General features: G+C 71.7%; 18 protein-coding genes and 1 tRNA gene. 13 read left to right on the top strand and 6 right to left on the bottom strand.

All coding sequences use genetic code 11. The features are described from left to right. Positions 1-22 precede the first annotated feature (22 nt). Entirely contained in the window at positions 23-778 is a 756-nt protein-coding gene (locus K0V08_RS08360; RefSeq protein ID WP_079534905.1) for a phosphoglyceromutase, read from the top strand. Between the two features lie 84 nt (positions 779-862). Here K0V08_RS08360 and phoU read toward each other — a convergent pair whose 3' ends face one another. Then, positions 863-1,516 carry a phosphate signaling complex protein PhoU gene (gene phoU / locus K0V08_RS08355; protein ID WP_012039182.1) on the bottom strand — a complete coding sequence of 218 codons (654 nt, stop codon included), beginning with the start codon at positions 1,514-1,516 and terminating at the stop codon, positions 863-865. A gap of 204 nt (positions 1,517-1,720) precedes the next feature. Between phoU and K0V08_RS08350 the strand changes: the two genes are divergently transcribed. Both K0V08_RS08350 and K0V08_RS08345 read left to right on the top strand, forming a co-directional pair. Continuing rightward, positions 1,721-2,884 (top strand): sensor histidine kinase, encoded by a 1,164-nt coding sequence (locus K0V08_RS08350; protein WP_012039181.1) that lies wholly within the window; start codon positions 1,721-1,723, stop codon positions 2,882-2,884. Beyond that, positions 2,881-3,561, top strand: a complete 681-nt coding sequence (locus tag K0V08_RS08345) for a response regulator transcription factor (protein WP_012039180.1) — start codon at positions 2,881-2,883, stop codon at positions 3,559-3,561. Before K0V08_RS08350 ends, K0V08_RS08345 begins: the two co-directional genes overlap by 4 nt. A gap of 85 nt (positions 3,562-3,646) precedes the next feature. Here K0V08_RS08345 and K0V08_RS08340 read toward each other — a convergent pair whose 3' ends face one another. Next, positions 3,647-4,213 (bottom strand): hypothetical protein, encoded by a 567-nt coding sequence (locus K0V08_RS08340; RefSeq protein WP_079534904.1) that lies wholly within the window; start codon positions 4,211-4,213, stop codon positions 3,647-3,649. A 163-nt stretch (positions 4,214-4,376) separates the two neighbouring features. Between K0V08_RS08340 and K0V08_RS08335 the strand changes: the two genes are divergently transcribed. The 4 genes from K0V08_RS08335 to rlmB all read left to right on the top strand — a co-directional run bounded on the left by K0V08_RS08335 (position 4,377) and on the right by rlmB (position 8,733). Then, entirely contained in the window at positions 4,377-4,859 is a 483-nt protein-coding gene (locus tag K0V08_RS08335) for a CarD family transcriptional regulator (protein WP_012039178.1), read from the top strand. A gap of 43 nt (positions 4,860-4,902) precedes the next feature. After that, positions 4,903-6,135, top strand: coding sequence for a 2-C-methyl-D-erythritol 4-phosphate cytidylyltransferase (gene ispD, locus K0V08_RS08330; protein WP_079534902.1), 1,233 nt, complete (start codon positions 4,903-4,905; stop codon positions 6,133-6,135). A gap of 83 nt (positions 6,136-6,218) precedes the next feature. After that, complete coding sequence (gene cysS, locus K0V08_RS08325) at positions 6,219-7,673, top strand: cysteine--tRNA ligase (RefSeq protein WP_079534900.1); 1,455 nt, start codon at positions 6,219-6,221, stop codon at positions 7,671-7,673. Further along, positions 7,663-8,733: a 23S rRNA (guanosine(2251)-2'-O)-methyltransferase RlmB gene (rlmB, locus tag K0V08_RS08320; protein WP_012039175.1), complete on the top strand. Its 1,071-nt coding sequence runs from the start codon at positions 7,663-7,665 to the stop codon at positions 8,731-8,733. Before cysS ends, rlmB begins: the two co-directional genes overlap by 11 nt. Positions 8,734-8,805: 72 nt before the next feature. Here rlmB and K0V08_RS08315 read toward each other — a convergent pair whose 3' ends face one another. Together K0V08_RS08315 and K0V08_RS08310 are read right to left on the bottom strand one after the other, a co-directional pair. Further along, on the bottom strand, positions 8,806-10,110 hold the full coding sequence (locus K0V08_RS08315) for a DUF4032 domain-containing protein (protein ID WP_012039174.1): 1,305 nt from the start codon (positions 10,108-10,110) through the stop codon (positions 8,806-8,808). 100 nt (positions 10,111-10,210) lie between these two features. Then, the gene (locus tag K0V08_RS08310; RefSeq protein ID WP_012039173.1) at positions 10,211-11,311 is read right to left on the bottom strand and encodes an ABC transporter ATP-binding protein; all 1,101 of its coding nucleotides are present in this window, start codon (positions 11,309-11,311) and stop codon (positions 10,211-10,213) included. 315 nt (positions 11,312-11,626) lie between these two features. Between K0V08_RS08310 and K0V08_RS08305 the strand changes: the two genes are divergently transcribed. Continuing rightward, positions 11,627-12,544, top strand: a complete 918-nt coding sequence (locus K0V08_RS08305; protein ID WP_012039172.1) for a DsbA family protein — start codon at positions 11,627-11,629, stop codon at positions 12,542-12,544. A 41-nt stretch (positions 12,545-12,585) separates the two neighbouring features. After that, positions 12,586-12,658 (top strand) — tRNA-Thr (locus K0V08_RS08300). A 15-nt stretch (positions 12,659-12,673) separates the two neighbouring features. Here the strand turns inward: K0V08_RS08300 and K0V08_RS08295 are convergent. After that, entirely contained in the window at positions 12,674-13,276 is a 603-nt protein-coding gene (locus K0V08_RS08295; RefSeq protein WP_079534979.1) for a nitroreductase family protein, read from the bottom strand. A 5-nt stretch (positions 13,277-13,281) separates the two neighbouring features. Further along, entirely contained in the window at positions 13,282-13,683 is a 402-nt protein-coding gene (gene msrB / locus K0V08_RS08290; RefSeq protein ID WP_012039170.1) for a peptide-methionine (R)-S-oxide reductase MsrB, read from the bottom strand. Between the two features lie 236 nt (positions 13,684-13,919). On the opposite strand from msrB, the gene K0V08_RS08285 reads away from it, so the two are divergent. From K0V08_RS08285 to groL, 4 genes are all read left to right on the top strand, one after another. Next, complete coding sequence (locus K0V08_RS08285; RefSeq protein WP_079534898.1) at positions 13,920-14,249, top strand: DUF3263 domain-containing protein; 330 nt, start codon at positions 13,920-13,922, stop codon at positions 14,247-14,249. A gap of 34 nt (positions 14,250-14,283) precedes the next feature. After that, positions 14,284-14,856, top strand: coding sequence for a LytR C-terminal domain-containing protein (locus K0V08_RS08280; protein WP_012039168.1), 573 nt, complete (start codon positions 14,284-14,286; stop codon positions 14,854-14,856). Positions 14,857-15,076: 220 nt separating this feature from the next. Next, positions 15,077-15,295, top strand: a complete 219-nt coding sequence (locus K0V08_RS08275) for a cold-shock protein (protein WP_012039167.1) — start codon at positions 15,077-15,079, stop codon at positions 15,293-15,295. A 189-nt stretch (positions 15,296-15,484) separates the two neighbouring features. Next, a complete protein-coding gene (groL, locus tag K0V08_RS08270; RefSeq protein WP_012039166.1) occupies positions 15,485-17,104 on the top strand; it encodes a chaperonin GroEL in 1,620 nt (539 codons plus the stop codon). Positions 17,105-17,108: the final 4 nt, after the last annotated feature.

Genomic DNA, 17,108 nt, shown 5'->3' with positions numbered 1-17,108 from the left:
CATCGCTCGATAGGCTGGCGGCATGGCTGAACCCCGCACCCTCGTGCTGCTGCGTCACGGCAACAGCGACTGGAACCAGAAGAACCTGTTCACCGGATGGGTAGACGTCGAGCTGAGCGAGCAGGGCGTCGCGGAGGGCCAGCGCGCCGGCGAGCTCCTCGCCGAGTCCGGCATCCTCCCCGACGTGCTGCACACCTCCGTCCTCATCCGCGCCATCGACACCGCCAACATCGCGCTCAAGCGCGCCGGCCGCTCGTGGATCCCCATCCAGCGCACCTGGCGTCTCAACGAGCGCCACTACGGCGCGCTGCAGGGCAAGGACAAGGCGCAGACCCTCGCCGAGTACGGCCCCGAGCAGTTCGCCACCTGGCGCCGCTCCTTCGACGTGCCGCCGCCCCCCATCGACGACGACGACGAGTACTCGCAGTCGCGCGACCCCCGCTACGCGGACCTCGGCGACGCGCTGCCCCGCACGGAGTGCCTCAAGGACGTCATCGAGCGGATGCTGCCCTACTGGGAGTCCGACATCCAGCCCGACCTCGCCTCGGGCCGCACCGTGCTCGTCACGGCGCACGGCAACTCGCTGCGCGCGCTCGTGAAGCACCTCGACGGCATCTCCGACGCGGACATCGCGGAGCTCAACATCCCCACCGGCATCCCCCTCGTCTACCGCCTCGACGAGGACTACCGCCCGATCGTCCCCGGCGGCGAGTACCTCGACCCGGAGGCGGCCGCCGCCGGGGCCGCGGCCGTGGCCGCGCAGGGCAGCAAGAAGTAGCGCCACCCGCACGGACGACGAGAGCCCGACCGGATCATCCGGTCGGGCTCTCGTCATCGCTGCGGGTCGTGGCCCGCGGCGGGATCAGGCGTCGGCCTGCACCCAGTCGCCGGTCGCGAGGTACTGCACGGTCTTCGCGATGGACACCGCGTGGTCGGCGAAGCGCTCGTGGTAGCGGCTGGCGAGCGTGGAGTCGACCGTGTCGACGGCCGCGCCCTTCCAGGTCTCGCCGAGCACCTTGTCGAAGACGCTGAGGTGCAGCTCGTCGATGCGGTCGTCGTCGTTGCGGATCTCCTCGGCGAGCTTCGGGTCCTCGGTGGTGAGGAGGTCCGTGAGCTTGCGCGCGATGGCCACGTCGAGCTGGCCGAGCTCCAGGAAGGTGGGGCGCAGCGACTTCGGGACCACCTTGTCCGGGAAGCGGTAGCGCGACAGCTGCGCGATGTGCTCGGCGAGGTCGCCCATGCGCTCGAGCGACGCGCTGATGCGGAGCGCGCTCACGACGATGCGCAGGTCACGGGCGACCGGCTGCTGGCGGGCGAGGATGTTGATCGCGAGCTCGTCGAGGCTCGTGGCGAGCTCGTCGATCCGGCGGTCCTGCTCGATGACGGTCTCGGCGAGGCTGACGTTCGACTCGTTGAACGCGCGGGTCGCGTTCTCGATGGAGATGGCGACGAGCGCGGAGATCTCGATGAGACGCTCCTGGACCTCGTGGAGCTCCTGCTGGAACACTTCGCGCATGGGGGACGTCCTTTCAGGCCGCCCCGCTGCGAGGGGCGGGGTGGTTCTCGGGCATGGCGGGCCCCTGGTGACGGGCCCACATCCTCCGACTCTGGTCATGCGAGGTTAACGCACGGTGCCGGCGAGCTGAATTCGCGCCCTCGTGGCCCGTGCGGCGGGGCCTGACGGCCGGGACGCCCCGATGCCGTCTCCTAGTGTGGGCGCATGGACACCGGTGCGTTGGTGCTCGTCTGCCTCCTCATCGGATTGGCGGTCGGCGCGGGATTCGTGTGGCTGCTGAACCACGCGGCGGACCGCGGCGACCGCGCCGTCGAGATCACGAACCCGGTCGTCCCCGACGGCGTGGACCAGGTGCTCGAGGCGCTCGAGTCGGCGGGCATCGTGCTGGATCCCTCCAACAACGTGATGAAGGCGTCGCCCGGCGCCATCTCCTCCGGCCTGGTCTTCCACCAGGCGCTCGTCCACCCCGAGCTCGTCTCCATGGTCGACCGCGTGCGCCGGTCCGGCGAGCCGCTCGCCGAGGAGGTGTCGCTCGCGCGCGGCCCGTTCGGCGCGGCCGAGTTCCAGATGCACGTCCGCGTCGCCCGCCTCGGCACCAGGTACGTGCTCCTCCTCGCGCAGGACCGCACCGAGTCGCACCGCCTCGATCAGGTGCGCCGCGACTTCGTGGCGAACATCAGCCACGAGCTCAAGACGCCCATCGGCGCGGTCGGGCTCCTCGCCGAGGCGCTCGACTCATGCGCCGACGACGCCGTGCAGGTGCGCCGCTTCGCCGCCCGGCTGACCACGGAGTCGGCCCGGCTCGCGCGCATCACGCAGGAGATCATCGAGCTCTCGCGGCTCGAGGCGGCCAACGCGTTGGAGAAGGCGGAGCCCGTCGACGTCGACCACGTCATCAGCGTCGCGCTCGACCAGGTGCGGCTCGGCGCGGAGCTCCGCGGCATCGAGCTCGCGCGCGGCAAGCGGTCGCGCTCGACCGTCTACGGCGACGAGGCCCTCCTCGTCGTGGCCGTGCACAACCTGCTGAGCAACGCGGTCAACTACTCGCCGGACGGGTCGCGCGTCGGAATCGGCGTCATGGTCGACGACGGCGCCGTCGAGGTCGTGGTCACCGACCAGGGCATCGGCATCCCCGAGGATGAGCAGGGCCGGATCTTCGAGCGCTTCTTCCGCGTGGACCAGGCCCGCGCCCGCGACACCGGCGGCACGGGGCTCGGGCTCAGCATCGTCAAGCACGTCGTGCAGAATCATGGCGGCGACGTGCGGGTCTGGTCCCGTCCCGGCCGCGGCTCGACCTTCACCATCCGCCTCCCCGAGGCATCGCAGACCCCGGCGCTCGCCGGTACGGACATCGGAGAACCCACGTGACACGCATCATGCTCGTCGAGGACGAGGCGTCGCTCAGCGAGCCGCTCGCCTTCCTGCTCCAGCGCGAGGGATACGAGGTGGACGTCGTCGAGGACGGTCCCGCCGCGGTGGCCTCGTTCGACAAGGACGGCGCCGACCTGATCCTGCTCGACCTCATGCTCCCCGGCCTCCCCGGCACCGAGGTGTGCCGGGAGATCCGCACGCGCTCGGCCGTGCCGATCATCATGCTCACCGCCAAGGACTCCGAGGTGGACATCGTCGTGGGCCTCGAGCTCGGGGCCGACGACTACGTCACCAAGCCGTACTCGACGCGCGAGCTGCTGGCGCGGATCCGCGCCGTGCTCCGCCGCCGCGTCGAGGTGGACGACGAGCCGCTCAACGTGCTCGAGGTCGGCTCCGTGCGCATGGACGTGGAGCGCCACACGGTCGAGGTCGACGGCCGCGAGATCGCGATGCCGCTGAAGGAGTTCGAGCTGCTCGAGCTGCTGCTGCGCAACGCGGGGCGCGTGCTCACGCGCGGCCAGCTCATCGACCGGGTGTGGGGATCCGACTACTTCGGCGACACCAAGACCCTCGACGTGCACATCAAGCGGATCCGCTCCAAGATCGAGCGCGAGCCGTCCGACCCCGTGCTCCTCGTCACCGTCCGCGGGCTGGGCTACCGCTTCGAGGCCTAGGCCGCCGACCGGCCGGCACGACGAAGGCCCCGTCCCGTGAGGGGCGGGGCCTTCGTCGTGCGAGGCCGCGTGCGCGAGCCGCGGGCTAGTTCGTGCTGTCCCCGAGGCCCTCGTCGCCCTCGGTCGTGCCGGGAGTCGTGGTGACCTTCGTGTCCGGGGTGGATCCGGTCTCACCGGGGACGAGGTTCGTGTACGTCTCCTGGTCGCCGTTGAGCACGGGGACGTCCATCTCGACGCCCTCGGCGTCGCCGTACTGGATGTAGATCTTGGTGAGCGAGCCCGGCGTCGGGTCGACCGAGTCGAAGGTGATGCGCTGGGAGTCCTCCGCGCCGAACTTCGTGAGGCCGGGGGCCGCCGTGACGGTGCGCGTCTCGCGGTCCGCGCTGCCCTCGGTGAGCTCGTGCTGGAAGGCGACGCGCTGGCTGTCGCCCGAGTTGTTGACCAGCGTGACGACGAGGCTCGCGCCGGCCGCGGATCCGCCCTCGGTGAGGAGGATGGCGTTGCGCACCTGGATGTCGCCGACCGTGGCGTCGAAGCCGTCGCTCGGGAAGTAGGAGATCTGCGTGGCCTGGGGCGTGATGAACGTGCACGACGACGTGCCGACCGCGATCAGGGCCGCGAGGACGATGGACGATGCGGTACGCGCTCTCACGGGACCCTCCTGTTGTCGCGCGGGCCGGCGCCGGGGCGTCCGGAGGCGTCCGCGCTGGATCAGCTGACCCTCTCAGCCTACGGGATCGGGTGGCGCCCGACCGCCCGCGGGCGCGCGGGACCCGGCTGGTATCCTGGGGAGAAGTCCACAGAACGGGGAACCCATGCTCTTCGAGGTCGGCGAGACCGTCGTGTACCCGCATCACGGGGCGGCGACCATCATCGAGGTGAAGAAGCGCGTCATCCGGGGCGAGGAGAAGCTGTACCTCAAGCTCGACGTCAACCAGGGCGGCCTCCAGATCGAGGTGCCCGCCGAGAACGTCGACATGGTCGGCGTGCGCGACGTCATCGGGCGCGAGGGCGTGGAGAGCGTCTTCGCGGTGCTGCGGGCCGAGTTCACCGAGGAGCCCACCAACTGGTCGAGGCGCTACAAGGCGAACCTCGAGAAGCTCGCGTCGGGCGACGTGCTGAAGGTCGCGGAGGTCGTGCGCGACCTGTGGCGCCGCAACCAGGACCGCGGCCTGTCCGCCGGCGAGAAGAGCATGCTGCAGAAGGCCCGCGGCATCCTCGTGGGCGAGCTGGCCCTCGCGGAGAAGACGGACGAGGAGCACGCGTCCACGCTGCTCGACGAGGTCCTCGCCTCCTGATCCGTCCGCCGTCGGCGCGCGTCGCCGCCGGTAGCCTGACCGCATGAGCCACGACCCCGTCGTCCCGTCCGCCCCCGCGACCGATGGCGGCGCGACGGACGGGCCACGGCTGGGCGTCGTCGTCGTGGCCGCGGGAAGCGGCACGCGGCTCGGGGCGGGGATCCCGAAGGCGCTCGTGGAGGTCGGCGGCGTGACGCTGCTGGCCCGCTCCCTGAGCTCGGTCCTCGGCCTCGCGGAGGAGGCGCACGTCGTCGTCGTGGCGCCGGACACGCACCTGGCCGAGACATCCGCCGTCGTCGACGCGGTCGCGGGCGCGGCACGCGGATCCGTCGCGGTCGTCGTCGGGGGAGCGACCCGGCAGGGATCCGTGCGGGCGGGCCTCGCCGCGCTCGTCGGATCCGTCGACACGGTCCTGGTGCACGACGCCGCGCGCGCGCTCACGCCCACCGACCTCTTCGCCGCCGTGGCGCGCGCCGTCCGCGCCGAGGGCGCCGGGGTCGTCCCCGGCCTGCCCGTCACCGACACCGTTAAGCGCGTGGATCCGGCGGGGGAGTGCCTCGGCACCGTCGACCGCAGCGACCTGGTCGGCGTCCAGACCCCGCAGGGATTCCCGCGGGCCGCGCTCGACGCCGCCTACGCACGGGCCGCCGCCGAGCACACGGACGACGCGGCCCTGTTCCAGGCGTCGGGCGGACGCGTCCGCGTGATCCCCGGCGACGCCCTCGCCTTCAAGGTCACCACCGCGTGGGACCTCCGTCGCGCGGAGGAGCTCGTCGCCCGGGACGCGGGCGCGGGATCCGCTAGCTCGCGCCTCCGCTCGGGCATCGGCACCGACGTCCACGCGGTCGACGCCACGCAGCCGCTCTGGCTCGCCGGACTGCACTGGCCGGGCGAGGCGGGTCTCGCGGGGCACAGCGACGGCGACGCGGTCAGCCACGCGATGTGCGACGCGCTCCTCTCCGCCGCGGGCCTCGGCGACATCGGCGGGATCTTCGGCACCGACGACCCGGAGCTGGACGGCGCGCACGGCGAGGTCTTCCTGCGGCGGACCGCGGAGCTCGTCCGCGACGCCGGCTACCGGATCGTGAACGTCGCCGTGCAGGTCATGGCGGTACGCCCGAAGCTGTCGCCGCGGCGGGCGGAGGCCGAGCGGATCCTCTCGGCCGCCGTGGGCGCGCCCGTCTCGCTCGCCGGCACGACCACCGACGGGCTCGGCTTCACGGGTCGCGGCGACGGCGTCGCCGCGGTCGCGACGGCCCTCGTCGAGCGCCTCTGACCGCGCTGTCGCGACGGCCGTCGACCGCCGTCCCGGCCCGTCATCCGGCGGGGGCGCGGATGCGCGCTGACTAGGATCTCTCTGTGACCCTGCGCCTCCATGACTCCCGGACGCAGTCCCTGCGGGACTTCGTGCCGCTCGTCGACGGCAGGGTCGGCATCTACGTCTGCGGTCCCACGGTGCAGTCCGCGCCGCACATCGGCCACCTCCGGAGCGCGCTCGCGTACGACCAGCTGCGCCGATGGCTCACCCACCGCGGGCTCGACGTGACGCTCGTGCGCAACGTCACCGACATCGACGACAAGGTCATCGACAACGCCCGCCGCGGCCAGGAGGCCGGCGGCACCGAGGAGTGGTGGGCGCTCGCCTACCGCGTCGAGCTCGAGTTCTCCCGCGCCTACTCGGCCCTCGGGATCCTCCCGCCCAGCTACGAGCCGCGCGCCACCGCGAGCATCGGCGAGATGCAGGAGATCATCCGGCGCCTCGTCGAGCGCGGTCACGCGTACGCGGCGGACGACCGATCGGGTGACGTCTACTTCGACACCGCCTCCTGGCCCGAGTACGGCGAGCTCACCCGCCAGCGCGCAGCCGACATGGAGGCCGCCGCCGACGCGGATCCGCGCGCCAAGCGCGACGTGCGCGACTTCGCCCTCTGGAAGGGCGCGAAGCCCGGCGAGCCCGCGAGCGCGTCGTGGCCCTCGCCGTGGGGCTCCGGCCGCCCGGGCTGGCACATCGAGTGCTCCGCGATGTCCACGCGCTACCTCGGCGCCGAGTTCGACATCCACGGCGGCGGCCTCGACCTCCGCTTCCCGCACCACGAGAACGAGCTCGCGCAGTCGCGGGCCGCGGGGGATCCGTTCGCCCGCTACTGGCTGCACAACGGCCTCGTCGCCGTCGCCGGCCAGAAGATGAGCAAGTCGCTCGGCAACTCGCTCTTCGCCGCCGACCTGCTCGCCTCGGCACGGCCGGTCGTGGTCCGCTACTTCCTGGGGTCCGCGCACTACCGGTCGACCCTCGAGTTCCACGACGGCGCGCTCGCCGAGGCCGAGGCCGCCCTCGACCGCATCGAGACCTTCCTCGACCGCAGCGCCCGCCGCCTCGCCGGCACGCGCTTCCAGGCCGCGCCCGCGGCGCCCGACGGCTCGCCCGCCGCCGTGCCCGCCGAGTTCGCCGAGGCCATGGACGACGACCTCAGCGTCCCGCAGGCGCTCGCCGTGCTCCACGACGCCGTCCGCGCGGGCAACGCCGCCCTCGACGCCGGCGACCTCCAGGAGGCGGCCTCGCTGCGCGCGGACGTCTCCGCGATGGTGGCCGTGCTCGGGATCGATCCGCTAGCCGACGAGTGGCGCACCGCGTCCGACCAGCCCGCGCGCCGTGCGCTGCAGGCGCTGGTCGAGCACCGGATCGCCGAGCGACAGACCGCGCGGGAGGCCAGGGACTTCGCCCTCGCCGACCGCATCAGACAGGAGCTGGCCGAGGCCGGCATCACGATAGAGGACTCGCCTGGCGGGTCGCATTGGAGCATCGATGGCGAATAAGCCCAGCCGCTCAGGCGCGGTACGGAAGACCAAGAAGGGTCCGCTCAAGGGATCCGGAGGGCAGGGCAGGCAGGCCCTGGAGGGCAAGAAGCCCACGCCGAAGGCCGAGGACCGGCCCTACCACCCCGCCGGCAAGCGCAAGCTCGCGAAGGACCGGTACGAGGCGGCGTCCGCGGGCGCCAACCGCGGCCGCGACGAGCGCGCCGAGCGTTCGCCCGCACCCCGATCCGCGGCGCCGCGCGCCCGCGCGACCGACCGTCCCGCAGGTGCGGACGCCCCGCGCGCCCGCCGCGCGAAGCAGCAGGACGAGTCCGAGGTCGTCACCGGTCGCAACTCGGTCGTCGAGGCGCTCCGTGCCAAGATCCCCGCGACCGCGCTCTACATCGCCTCGCGCATCGAGTACGACGACCGCGTCAAGGAGGTGCTGTCGCTCGCCACCGGGCGCGGGATCCCCGTGCTCGAGGTCATGCGCCCCGAGCTCGACCGCATCGCCGGTCACGACGCCGTCCACCAGGGCCTGGCCCTCAAGGTGCCGCCCTACGAGTACGCGGACGCGATCGAGCTGCTCGACAAGACCATCTCGCGCGGCCAGCTGCCGCTCCTGGTGGCGCTCGACGGGATCACCGACCCGCGCAACCTCGGGGCGATCATCCGCTCGGTCGCCGCGTTCGGCGGCCACGGCGTGATCGTGCCGCAGCGTCGCTCGGTCGGCCTCACCGCCAGCGCGTGGAAGACCTCGGCGGGAGCCGCCGCACGCACGCCCGTCGCCATGGCGTCGAACCTCACCCAGACGCTCAAGGCGCTCAAGCAGCGCGGCGTCTTCGTGGTCGGGCTCGACGGCGGCGGCGACATGTCGCTCCACGAGTTCACGCTCGCCGACCGCCCCATCGTGGTCGTCGTGGGATCCGAGGGCAAGGGCCTCTCGCGCCTCGTCACCGAGACCTGCGACACCGTCGTCTCCATCCCGATCGGCGCATCCACCGAGTCGCTCAACGCCGGCATCGCCGCGAGCGTCACGCTCTACGAGATCGGCAAGCTGCGCGCCGCGAAGCGGAAGTAGCGCACCGCACGCAGGAGGAGCCGCGACCCCAGGGTCCCGGCTCCTCGTGCGTGCGCCCTGCGCGGAGGGCGGTCAGACCTTCGTGCGCCAGTCCTCCGCGGCCTCTGCCTCGGTGATCGGCACGTCCGACTCGTCCTCGATGACGCCGATCGACTCGGTGGGCGGGTCGATGACCGTGGCCTCGTCGCGCCGGTGCCGGAGGATGTCCTGCACGTACGCGGTCACGGCCTCGGCGAGCGGGATGTCCCTGCTGAGCTTCTGCGACATGTACCAGCGGTGCTCGAGCAGCTGGTGGAAGATCTCGGCGGGCTCCAGCTTGCCGCGGAGGTCGCGGGGGATCGCCCGCACGACGGGCTCGAAGACGCGCGCGACCCACTCGTGCGCCACCATCTCCTCGTCGAGGTCCTGCTTGTCGAACGTCGCCGTGTACGAGTCGAGGTCGTTGAGGAGCCGACGCGCCTGGTTCTCCTGCGCGTCCACGCCCGTGAGGCGCAGCAGCCGGCGCTGGTGGTGCCCGGCGTCCACGACCTTGGGCTGGATCCGCACCTGCGAGCCCTCGGCGGTCGTGCGGATCGCGAGCTCCTCGATGTCGAAGCCGAGGTCGTTGAGGCGGTCGACGCGCTCGTTGATCCGCCAGCGCTCCGAGGTCGGGAACTCCTCGCGGCCGGTGAGCTCCTTCCAGAGCGTGCGGTACTGGGCCACGATGCGCGTGCTCGTCTCGAGCGGGTCGAGCCCCTCCTCGATGCGGCCGCCGGCCTCGAGGTCCATGAGCTCGCCGGCGATGTTGACGCGCGCGATCTCGAGGTCGTTCTCGCGCTGGCCGTTGGAGAGGCCGCCGTTGAACAGCTTGCCGGTCTCCGCGTCCACCAGGTAGGCGGCGAACGCTCCCGCGTCGCGGCGGAAGAGCGTGTTGGAGAGCGAGACGTCGCCCCAGAAGAAGCCGATCATGTGCAGGCGCACGAGCAGCACGGCGAGGGCGTCGACGAGGCGCGTCGCGGTGTCCGGCCGCAGCTGCTGCGAGAAGAGCGCCCGGTAGGGGAGCGAGAACTTGAGGTGCCGCGTGACGAGCACCGACTTGAGCGGGTCGCCGTCCTCGTCGGTGCGGTTCATGATCACCGCGACGGGCTCCACGCACGGGATCTCGAGCCGCTGCAGCGTGCGCAGCATGTCGTACTCGCCGCGGGCCATCTCGTCGGTGGTCTCCTTGATGGCGATGACGTAGCCGGACAGGTTCGCGAAGCGGACGAGGTGCCGGGAGATGCCCTTGGGGAGGGTCGCGATGGCCGACGAGGGCCACTCGTCGAGCGGCAGCTGCCAGGGCAGGTCGAGGAGCGCGGGATCGACCGTCGCCGAGGTGATGTTCAGGGATCCGGCCATGCTGCGACCCTACCCGACCGCGGAAACGCCGCTGCCGCGGCCCCGGCGCTCCCGGCGAGGGGAGCGTGGGGACCGCGGCAGCGGTGGTGGATCGGTTCGATCAGCTCGCGGCGACCGGCGCGTTGAGGCGGAGGCCGCTCTCGGCGTCGAAGGCGTGGAGGTGGCCGGGCTGCGGCGTGATGAAGACGGTGTCGCCGGCGTTCGGGTGCAGGCGGCCGTCGACGCGCGCGACGAGGTCGGTGCGCTTGCCCTCGATGTCGGTGTGGCCGTAGAGGTAGCCGTCCGCGCCGAGCTCCTCGACGAGGTCGACCGTGACCGAGAGGCCCTGGCCCTGCGAGGTGCTGACGACGACGTCCTCGGGGCGGACGCCGATGGTGACGGATCCGCCTGTGGCGTTGGTGAGCACGTCGCGCTCGACCGGGACCACGGCGGTGCCGAACTGCACGCCGCCGTCGACGACGTTCGCGGTGAAGAGGTTCATCGCGGGCGAGCCGATGAAGCCGGCCACGAAGACGTTCTGCGGCTTCTCGTACAGGTCGCGCGGGGTGCCGACCTGCTGCAGGACGCCGTCCTTGAGGACCGCGATGCGGTCGCCCATGGTGAGGGCCTCGGTCTGGTCGTGGGTGACGTAGACCGTGGTGACGCCGAGGCGGCGCTGGAGCGACGCGATCTGCGTGCGGGTCTGGACGCGGAGCTTGGCGTCCAGGTTCGACAGCGGCTCGTCCATGAGGAAGACCTGGGGCTGGCGGACGATCGCACGGCCCATGGCCACGCGCTGGCGCTGGCCGCCGGAGAGGGCCTTGGGCTTGCGGCTGAGGTAGGGCTCGAGGTCGAGGAGCTTGGCCGCCTCGAGGACGCGGGTGGCGCGCTCGTCCTTGCCGACGCCCGCGATCTTGAGGGCGAAGCCCATGTTCTCGGCGACCGTCATGTGCGGGTACAGCGCGTAGTTCTGGAACACCATCGCGATGTCGCGGTCCTTCGGCGGGACGTCCGTGACGTTGCGGTCGCCGATGAAGATGTTGCCGTCGTTGACCTCCTCGAGGCCCGCGAGCATGCGGAGGGTGGTCGACTTGCCGCAGCCGGACGGGCCGACGAGGACGAGGAACTCGCCGTCGGCGACCTCCAGGTCGATCTGGTCGACCGCGGGGCGCGTCGAGCCCGGGTACAGGCGCGTGGCCTTGTCGAAAGTTACAGATGCCATTTCGGTGTTCTCCTTCACGGGCAGGTACGTGCCCGACGATCCGTGGTGATGGATGTGATGCTCATGGCTCATCGCTGTGGGCGACGACGACCACCCGATGAGTATTGCACGCGGGTCTGTGGTCGGGAAGCCCGGCACGATGCGGATCGGCGGCTATTCCCCACCCGAGGACAGGGTGCCGCGGGCCTGTATCGTCTCCTGCGGCGATGCACCCGCGCCCGCCGCGTCACCGCTTTCCCAGACTGGCCGCCTAGAGTCCTGAGGTCGTCCGGGAGCCCGCCCGCGCCCGACTCCCCATCCACTGAGCGAGGATCCATGAGCAGCACGCCGCCCGCGCACGAACCGCACGGCGGTCACCGACGACGCCGCGAGGCCGCTCGGGAGAAGGCGCGGCTCAACCGCGTGAAGCAGCGTCGTCGCGATGTCGTGGGCCGCTACGCCATCCGCGGCGGGATCGCCGCGGCCCTGGTCGCCGTGGTCGTGGTGGTCGGGCTCGTCGTCGTCCAGGGCGCGCGTCCCGCGGGGCCCGGGCCGCAGAACATGGCGAGCGACGGCATCCTGATCGGGAAGGACCTCGCGGCCACGCCCACGAAGGCCCTCGACCCGGAGCAGGATCCGGTGCCCACGGGGTCCGAGGCGGCAGGCGTCGCCCACATCCGCGTGTACGTCGACTACCTCTGCACGGCGTGCAAGGAGTTCCAGGACACCAACGGCGCGCAGATGGAGGGCTGGCTCCAGTCGGGCGCGGCCACGGTGGAGATCCACCCCGTCGCGATCCTCACCAGCAAGTCGCAGGCCTACTCCCTGCGGGCGGCCAACGCGGCCGCGTGCGTGGCCGACTCCGCACCCGACGACTTCTGGGCCTTCAACTCCGCGCTCTTCGCGGAGCAGCCCGCCGAGCAGAGCACGGGCCTCAGCGACGATCGCATCGTCGAGCTCGCCGGGCAGGCGGGCGCCAGCTCCTCCGACATCGCGAAGTGCGTCTCCGACCAGCGGTTCCAGTCCTGGGTGAACGCCGCGACGGATCGCGTCCTGGACGGCGAGATCCCCGACTCGAACGTCGACAAGGTCGTGGGCGCGCCGATCATCGTGGTGGGCGACCGCCAGTACACGGGCCAGCCGGACGACGCGAAGGCGTTCGCCGCGTTCGTGCTCCAGGCCGCCGGCCAGGACGCGACGACGACCCCCACCCCGACGCCCGCGCCGTCCGAGACCCCGACGACCGCGCCGTAGCGCGGCTCGTATGATGGATCGACGGCCCGCGAGGTCCGTCGGCCGGCCTGGCGCAATTGGTAGCGCACCGCACTTGTAATGCGGCGGTTACGGGTTCGAGTCCCGTGGCCGGCTCTCGATGCCGCTCCCTCAGTCGAGGACGGTGATCATCCGCTCGCTGTCGACGGTTTGACGCGGGCCCTTGTCGTCGTCGGCGACGTCGCCGACGTAGAGCCAGCCGAGCAGGTCCTCGCCGTCGCGCAGGCCGTGCATCCGTCGCACCGGCTCGCTGCGCGTGAGGCTGCCGGTGCGCCAGAACACACCCCATCCCTGCTCCTCGAGCAGCAGCGTGAGAGCGTGCGCGACACCCGCGGCGACCGCCTCCTGCTCCCAGTCCGGCACCTTGCGGCTCGGGGTGCGGCTCGCGACGACGGCGACGAGGAGGCTCGCGCGGTGCGTCTTCTTGCGGTGCTTGCCGGATCCGGGATCGCCCGCCGCCTCGTCCATCGCGGCGCCGAGCCGGTCGCGCGCGCCTCCGCGGATCTCGATGACCCGCCAGGGTCGGAGCCCGCCGTGGTCGGCGAGCCGGGAGACCGCGGCGACGAGCGGGACGAGCTCCTCGTGCGTCGGGGCCGCTCCGCCCACGGATGAGCGGGACCGGCGACCGCGGAGCGCCTCCAGGACGGGTCCGTCCTTCGCGGGGGTGCCGGGCCCGGACGGGTCGGGGGTTCCGCCCGCCCGATGCCGCGGCACGTCGATCACTCCGCGGTGCGGAACGACATGGAGACCGAGTTCATGCAGAACCGGTCGCCGGTGGGGGTCTGCGGCGCGTCGTCGAAGACGTGCCCGAGGTGCGAGCCGCAGCGGGCGCAGACGACCTCGACGCGCTTCATGCCGAGGCTCGTGTCCGTGTACAGCTTGACGGCGTCGCTCTCCTTCGGCGCGTAGAAGCTCGGCCATCCGCAGTGGGAGTCGAACTTGGTGTCGCTCGTGAAGAGCTCGGCGCCGCAGGCCTTGCAGCCGTAGACGCCGGTGCGCTCCTCGTCCAGCAGCTCGCCGGTCCAGGGGCGCTCGGTGGCCTGCTGGCGCAGCACCGCGTACTCCTCCGGGGAGAGCTCCTGGCGCCACTCGTCGTCGGTCTTCTCGATCTCGTAGGCCATGTGCGGGTCCTTTCTCGCTGGTCGATCCTAGGGGCGGCGTCCCAGCGCGCCTCCATGGACAACCGCCGCGGGCCCCCGTCGATTCCTGCATGCGGGGGACGATCCGCTCCGGGATGCGAGCGGACGCGATGCGGTGCCGCCGTGCCCGTCGCGGTGCGTGGACACCCCGGCATGCTGCGCGAGGCGCCCAGCGAGGCGCACCTAGTATGTGGGGGATGTCGGGGAAGGAGCATGCCGTGGACCAGCGCGAGACCAGCTCCACGACCGCTCCGGCGGCCGGACCGCATCCGGTCGTCGAGCTCGATGCCCGCGACCGCGCGGTCCTCGACTTCGAGGGGGACTGGACGCGTCACGCCGGGGCGAAGGAGGAGGCCATCCGCCAGACCTTCGGCCTCTCGGCCACGCGCTACTACCAGCTGCTCGGATCCCTGCTCGAGACGCGCGAGGCCCTCGCCTACGACCCGCTCCTCGTCGGGCGCCTCCTGCGACTCCGCGAGACGCGCGCCGCCGCGCGCGCAGCACGCGCCCTGCCCACCGGTCTCCCGCACCGACCGACCGCGCGCTGACCCCGCGCCCCACCGAGGAGACACGAGACCCCCCATGCCCTCCCACGCTCCCGACCGCTTCGACGAGGTCCCCGGCGACCTGAGCCGAGTGGGCGCCCATCGCGCGCCCCGTCCGCCTCACCACCGCTTCCGCGCCTTCGCGTGGGCGGCCCTCGCGACCGGCCTGCTAGTGGGCCTCGGCGTCGTCGGGCTCTTCGTCATCAATGACCGGGTCTCGTTCACCGACATCATCCCGAGCGGCGGCTCGTCCGAGGAGGCGGCGCCCACGGAGGAGCCGACCGCGGCTCCCACCGCCGTTCCCGGCATGGTCGTGACCGTCCTCAACGGCACGAGGACGTCAGGTCTCTCGGCCCGGGCCGCGACGGCGCTCCAGAAGGAGGGCTGGGCCATCGCGTCCCGCTTGAACGCCAGCTCCACCGACATCGCCACCACGACCGTCTACTACTACGACGATGCGGACGAGGGCGCGGCGCGCGGCCTCGTCGCGGAGCTGGGGGTGGGGGACGTGGCGCAGTCCGACCAGTTCCGGCCCGCCGAGGGCACGGCGGCGGCCCAGGCGTCCAAGCTGACGGCCGTGCTCGGCGCCGACTACGCCGCCAAGGGCTGACCGACTCCGTCTCGGCACGCCGAGCCGTGTCCGTGGAGTAACCCGACGGCGCATCGTCGGCTCTGTCTATCGTGCTGCCTGGTCGCACGCCCGCCGCGTCCAGGTGCTGCGCGCCGTACGTCCCGAGGGCGTGGCGCGGGGTCGATGCAGGATCCCGCGGCCGACCCGGGGGTGGCGGCACCGCGCTCCCGACACCGCGCATTCGCACATGGAGAAGCACATGGCCAACGGCACCGTGAAGTGGTTCAACGGGGAGAAGGGGTTCGGGTTCATCACCGTGGACGCCGTCGAGGGCGGTCCTGCCCAGCAGGACGTCTTCGTCCACTACTCGGCGATCGAGATGTCCGGCTACAAGGTCCTCGAGGAGGGGCAGCGCGTCGCCTTCGAGATCGGTCAGGGCTCCAAGGGCCTGCAGGCGGAGAACGTCACGCTGGCCTAGGGAGCATCCCACCACGACGCCGTCGCCCGTCCGGGCGGCGGCGTCGTCGCGTCCCGCCCGGCGCCCGGCCTGTGAGCGGCTCGCTTGCACTCCCGTAGGGCGAGTGCCAGAATCGTCCCTGGCACTCCCTCACGGGGAGTGCTAGACGACTGCCTTTTTCCTGACGTCCGGGAGGGACGAGAGATACACATGGCTAAGATCATCGCTTTTGACGAAGAAGCCCGCCGCGGCCTCGAGCGCGGCCTGAACATCCTGGCCGACGCGGTCCGCGTGACCCTCGGCCCGCGTGGCCGCAACGTCGTCCTCGAGAAGAAGTGGGGCGCCCCCACCATCACGAACGACGGCGTGTCCATCGCCAAGGAGATCGAGCTCGACGACCCGTTCGAGAAGATCGGCGCGGAGCTCGTCAAGGAGGTCGCCAAGAAGACCGACGACGTCGCCGGCGACGGCACGACCACCGCGACCGTCCTCGCGCAGGCGCTGGTCCGCGAGGGCCTCCGCAACGTCGCCGCGGGCGCCGACCCCATCAGCCTCAAGCGCGGCATCGAGAAGGCCGTCGCGGCCGTCACGGAGGAGCTCAAGGCCGCCGCGAAGGAGATCGAGACCAAGGAGGAGATCGCCGCCACCGCGTCCATCTCCGCCGGCGACTCCACCATCGGCGCGATCATCGCCGAGGCGATCGACAAGGTCGGCAAGGAGGGCGTCGTCACCGTCGAGGAGTCCAACACCTTCGGCACCGAGCTCGAGCTCACCGAGGGCATGCGCTTCGACAAGGGCTACCTGTCGCAGTACTTCGTCACCGACCCCGAGCGCCAGGAGGCCGTGTTCGAGGACGCGTACATCCTGATCGTCAACTCGAAGATCTCGAACATCAAGGACCTGCTGCCGATCGTCGACAAGGTCATCCAGTCGGGCAAGCAGCTCCTGATCATCGCCGAGGACGTCGACGGCGAGGCCCTGGCCACGCTCGTCGTCAACAAGATCCGCGGCATCTTCAAGTCGGTCGCCGTCAAGGCCCCCGGCTTCGGCGACCGCCGCAAGGCGCAGCTGCAGGACATCGCCATCCTCACCGGTGGCCAGGTCATCGCCGAGGAGGTCGGCCTCAAGCTCGAGAACGTCACCCTCGACCTGCTCGGCACGGCCCGCAAGGTCGTCATCACCAAGGACGAGACCACGATCGTCGAGGGTGGCGGAGACGCCACCGAGATCGCGGCCCGCGTGCAGCAGATCCGCAACGAGATCGGCAACACCGACAGCGACTACGACCGCGAGAAGCTCCAGGAGCGCCTCGCGAAGCTGGCCGGCGGCGTCGCCGTCATCAAGGCCGGCGCGGCGACCGAGGTGGAGCTCAAGGAGCGCAAGCACCGCATCGAGGACGCCGTCCGCAACGCGAAGGCCGCCGTCGAGGAGGGCATCGTCGCCGGTGGTGGCGTCGCCCTCATCCAGGCCGGCAAGCTCGCGTTCGAGAAGCTCCAGCTCGAGGGCGACGAGGCGACGGGCGCGAACATCGTCCGCGTCGCGGTCGACGCTCCGCTCAAGCAGATCGCCCTCAACGCCGGCCTCGAGCCCGGCGTCGTGGCCGAGCGCGTCCGCAACCTCCCCTCGGGTCACGGCCTCAACGCCGCAACGGGCGAGTACGTCGACATGCTCGCCGCGGGCATCAACGACCCGGTGAAGGTCACGCGCTCGGCTCTGCTGAACGCCGCGTCCATCGCCGGTCTGTTCCTGACGACCGAGGCCGTCGTCGCCGACAAGCCCGAGAAGAACCCGGCCCCGGCCGGCGACCCCACGGGTGGCATGGACTTCTAGTCCG

Source organism: Clavibacter michiganensis, from assembly GCF_021216655.1.
In the GTDB taxonomy this organism is placed as follows: Bacteria; Actinomycetota; Actinomycetes; order Actinomycetales; family Microbacteriaceae; genus Clavibacter; species Clavibacter michiganensis.
This window is presented reverse-complemented; position numbering and strand designations above follow the sequence as displayed.

Bases quoted from the DNA above. Each gene is read 5' to 3' on its own strand.
- K0V08_RS08360 (WP_079534905.1), top strand. From the start codon at position 23: ATGGCTGAACCCCGCACCCTCGTGCTGCTGCGTCACGGCAACAGCGAC.
- phoU (WP_012039182.1), bottom strand. From the start codon at position 1,516: ATGCGCGAAGTGTTCCAGCAGGAGCTCCACGAGGTCCAGGAGCGTCTC.
- K0V08_RS08350 (WP_012039181.1), top strand. From the start codon at position 1,721: ATGGACACCGGTGCGTTGGTGCTCGTCTGCCTCCTCATCGGATTGGCG.
- K0V08_RS08335 (WP_012039178.1), top strand. From the start codon at position 4,377: ATGCTCTTCGAGGTCGGCGAGACCGTCGTGTACCCGCATCACGGGGCG.
- ispD (WP_079534902.1), top strand. From the start codon at position 4,903: ATGAGCCACGACCCCGTCGTCCCGTCCGCCCCCGCGACCGATGGCGGC.
- rlmB (WP_012039175.1), top strand. From the start codon at position 7,663: ATGGCGAATAAGCCCAGCCGCTCAGGCGCGGTACGGAAGACCAAGAAG.
- K0V08_RS08315 (WP_012039174.1), bottom strand. From the start codon at position 10,110: ATGGCCGGATCCCTGAACATCACCTCGGCGACGGTCGATCCCGCGCTC.
- K0V08_RS08310 (WP_012039173.1), bottom strand. From the start codon at position 11,311: ATGGCATCTGTAACTTTCGACAAGGCCACGCGCCTGTACCCGGGCTCG.
- K0V08_RS08305 (WP_012039172.1), top strand. From the start codon at position 11,627: ATGAGCAGCACGCCGCCCGCGCACGAACCGCACGGCGGTCACCGACGA.
- msrB (WP_012039170.1), bottom strand. From the start codon at position 13,683: ATGGCCTACGAGATCGAGAAGACCGACGACGAGTGGCGCCAGGAGCTC.
- K0V08_RS08280 (WP_012039168.1), top strand. From the start codon at position 14,284: ATGCCCTCCCACGCTCCCGACCGCTTCGACGAGGTCCCCGGCGACCTG.
- K0V08_RS08275 (WP_012039167.1), top strand. From the start codon at position 15,077: ATGGCCAACGGCACCGTGAAGTGGTTCAACGGGGAGAAGGGGTTCGGG.
- groL (WP_012039166.1), top strand. From the start codon at position 15,485: ATGGCTAAGATCATCGCTTTTGACGAAGAAGCCCGCCGCGGCCTCGAG.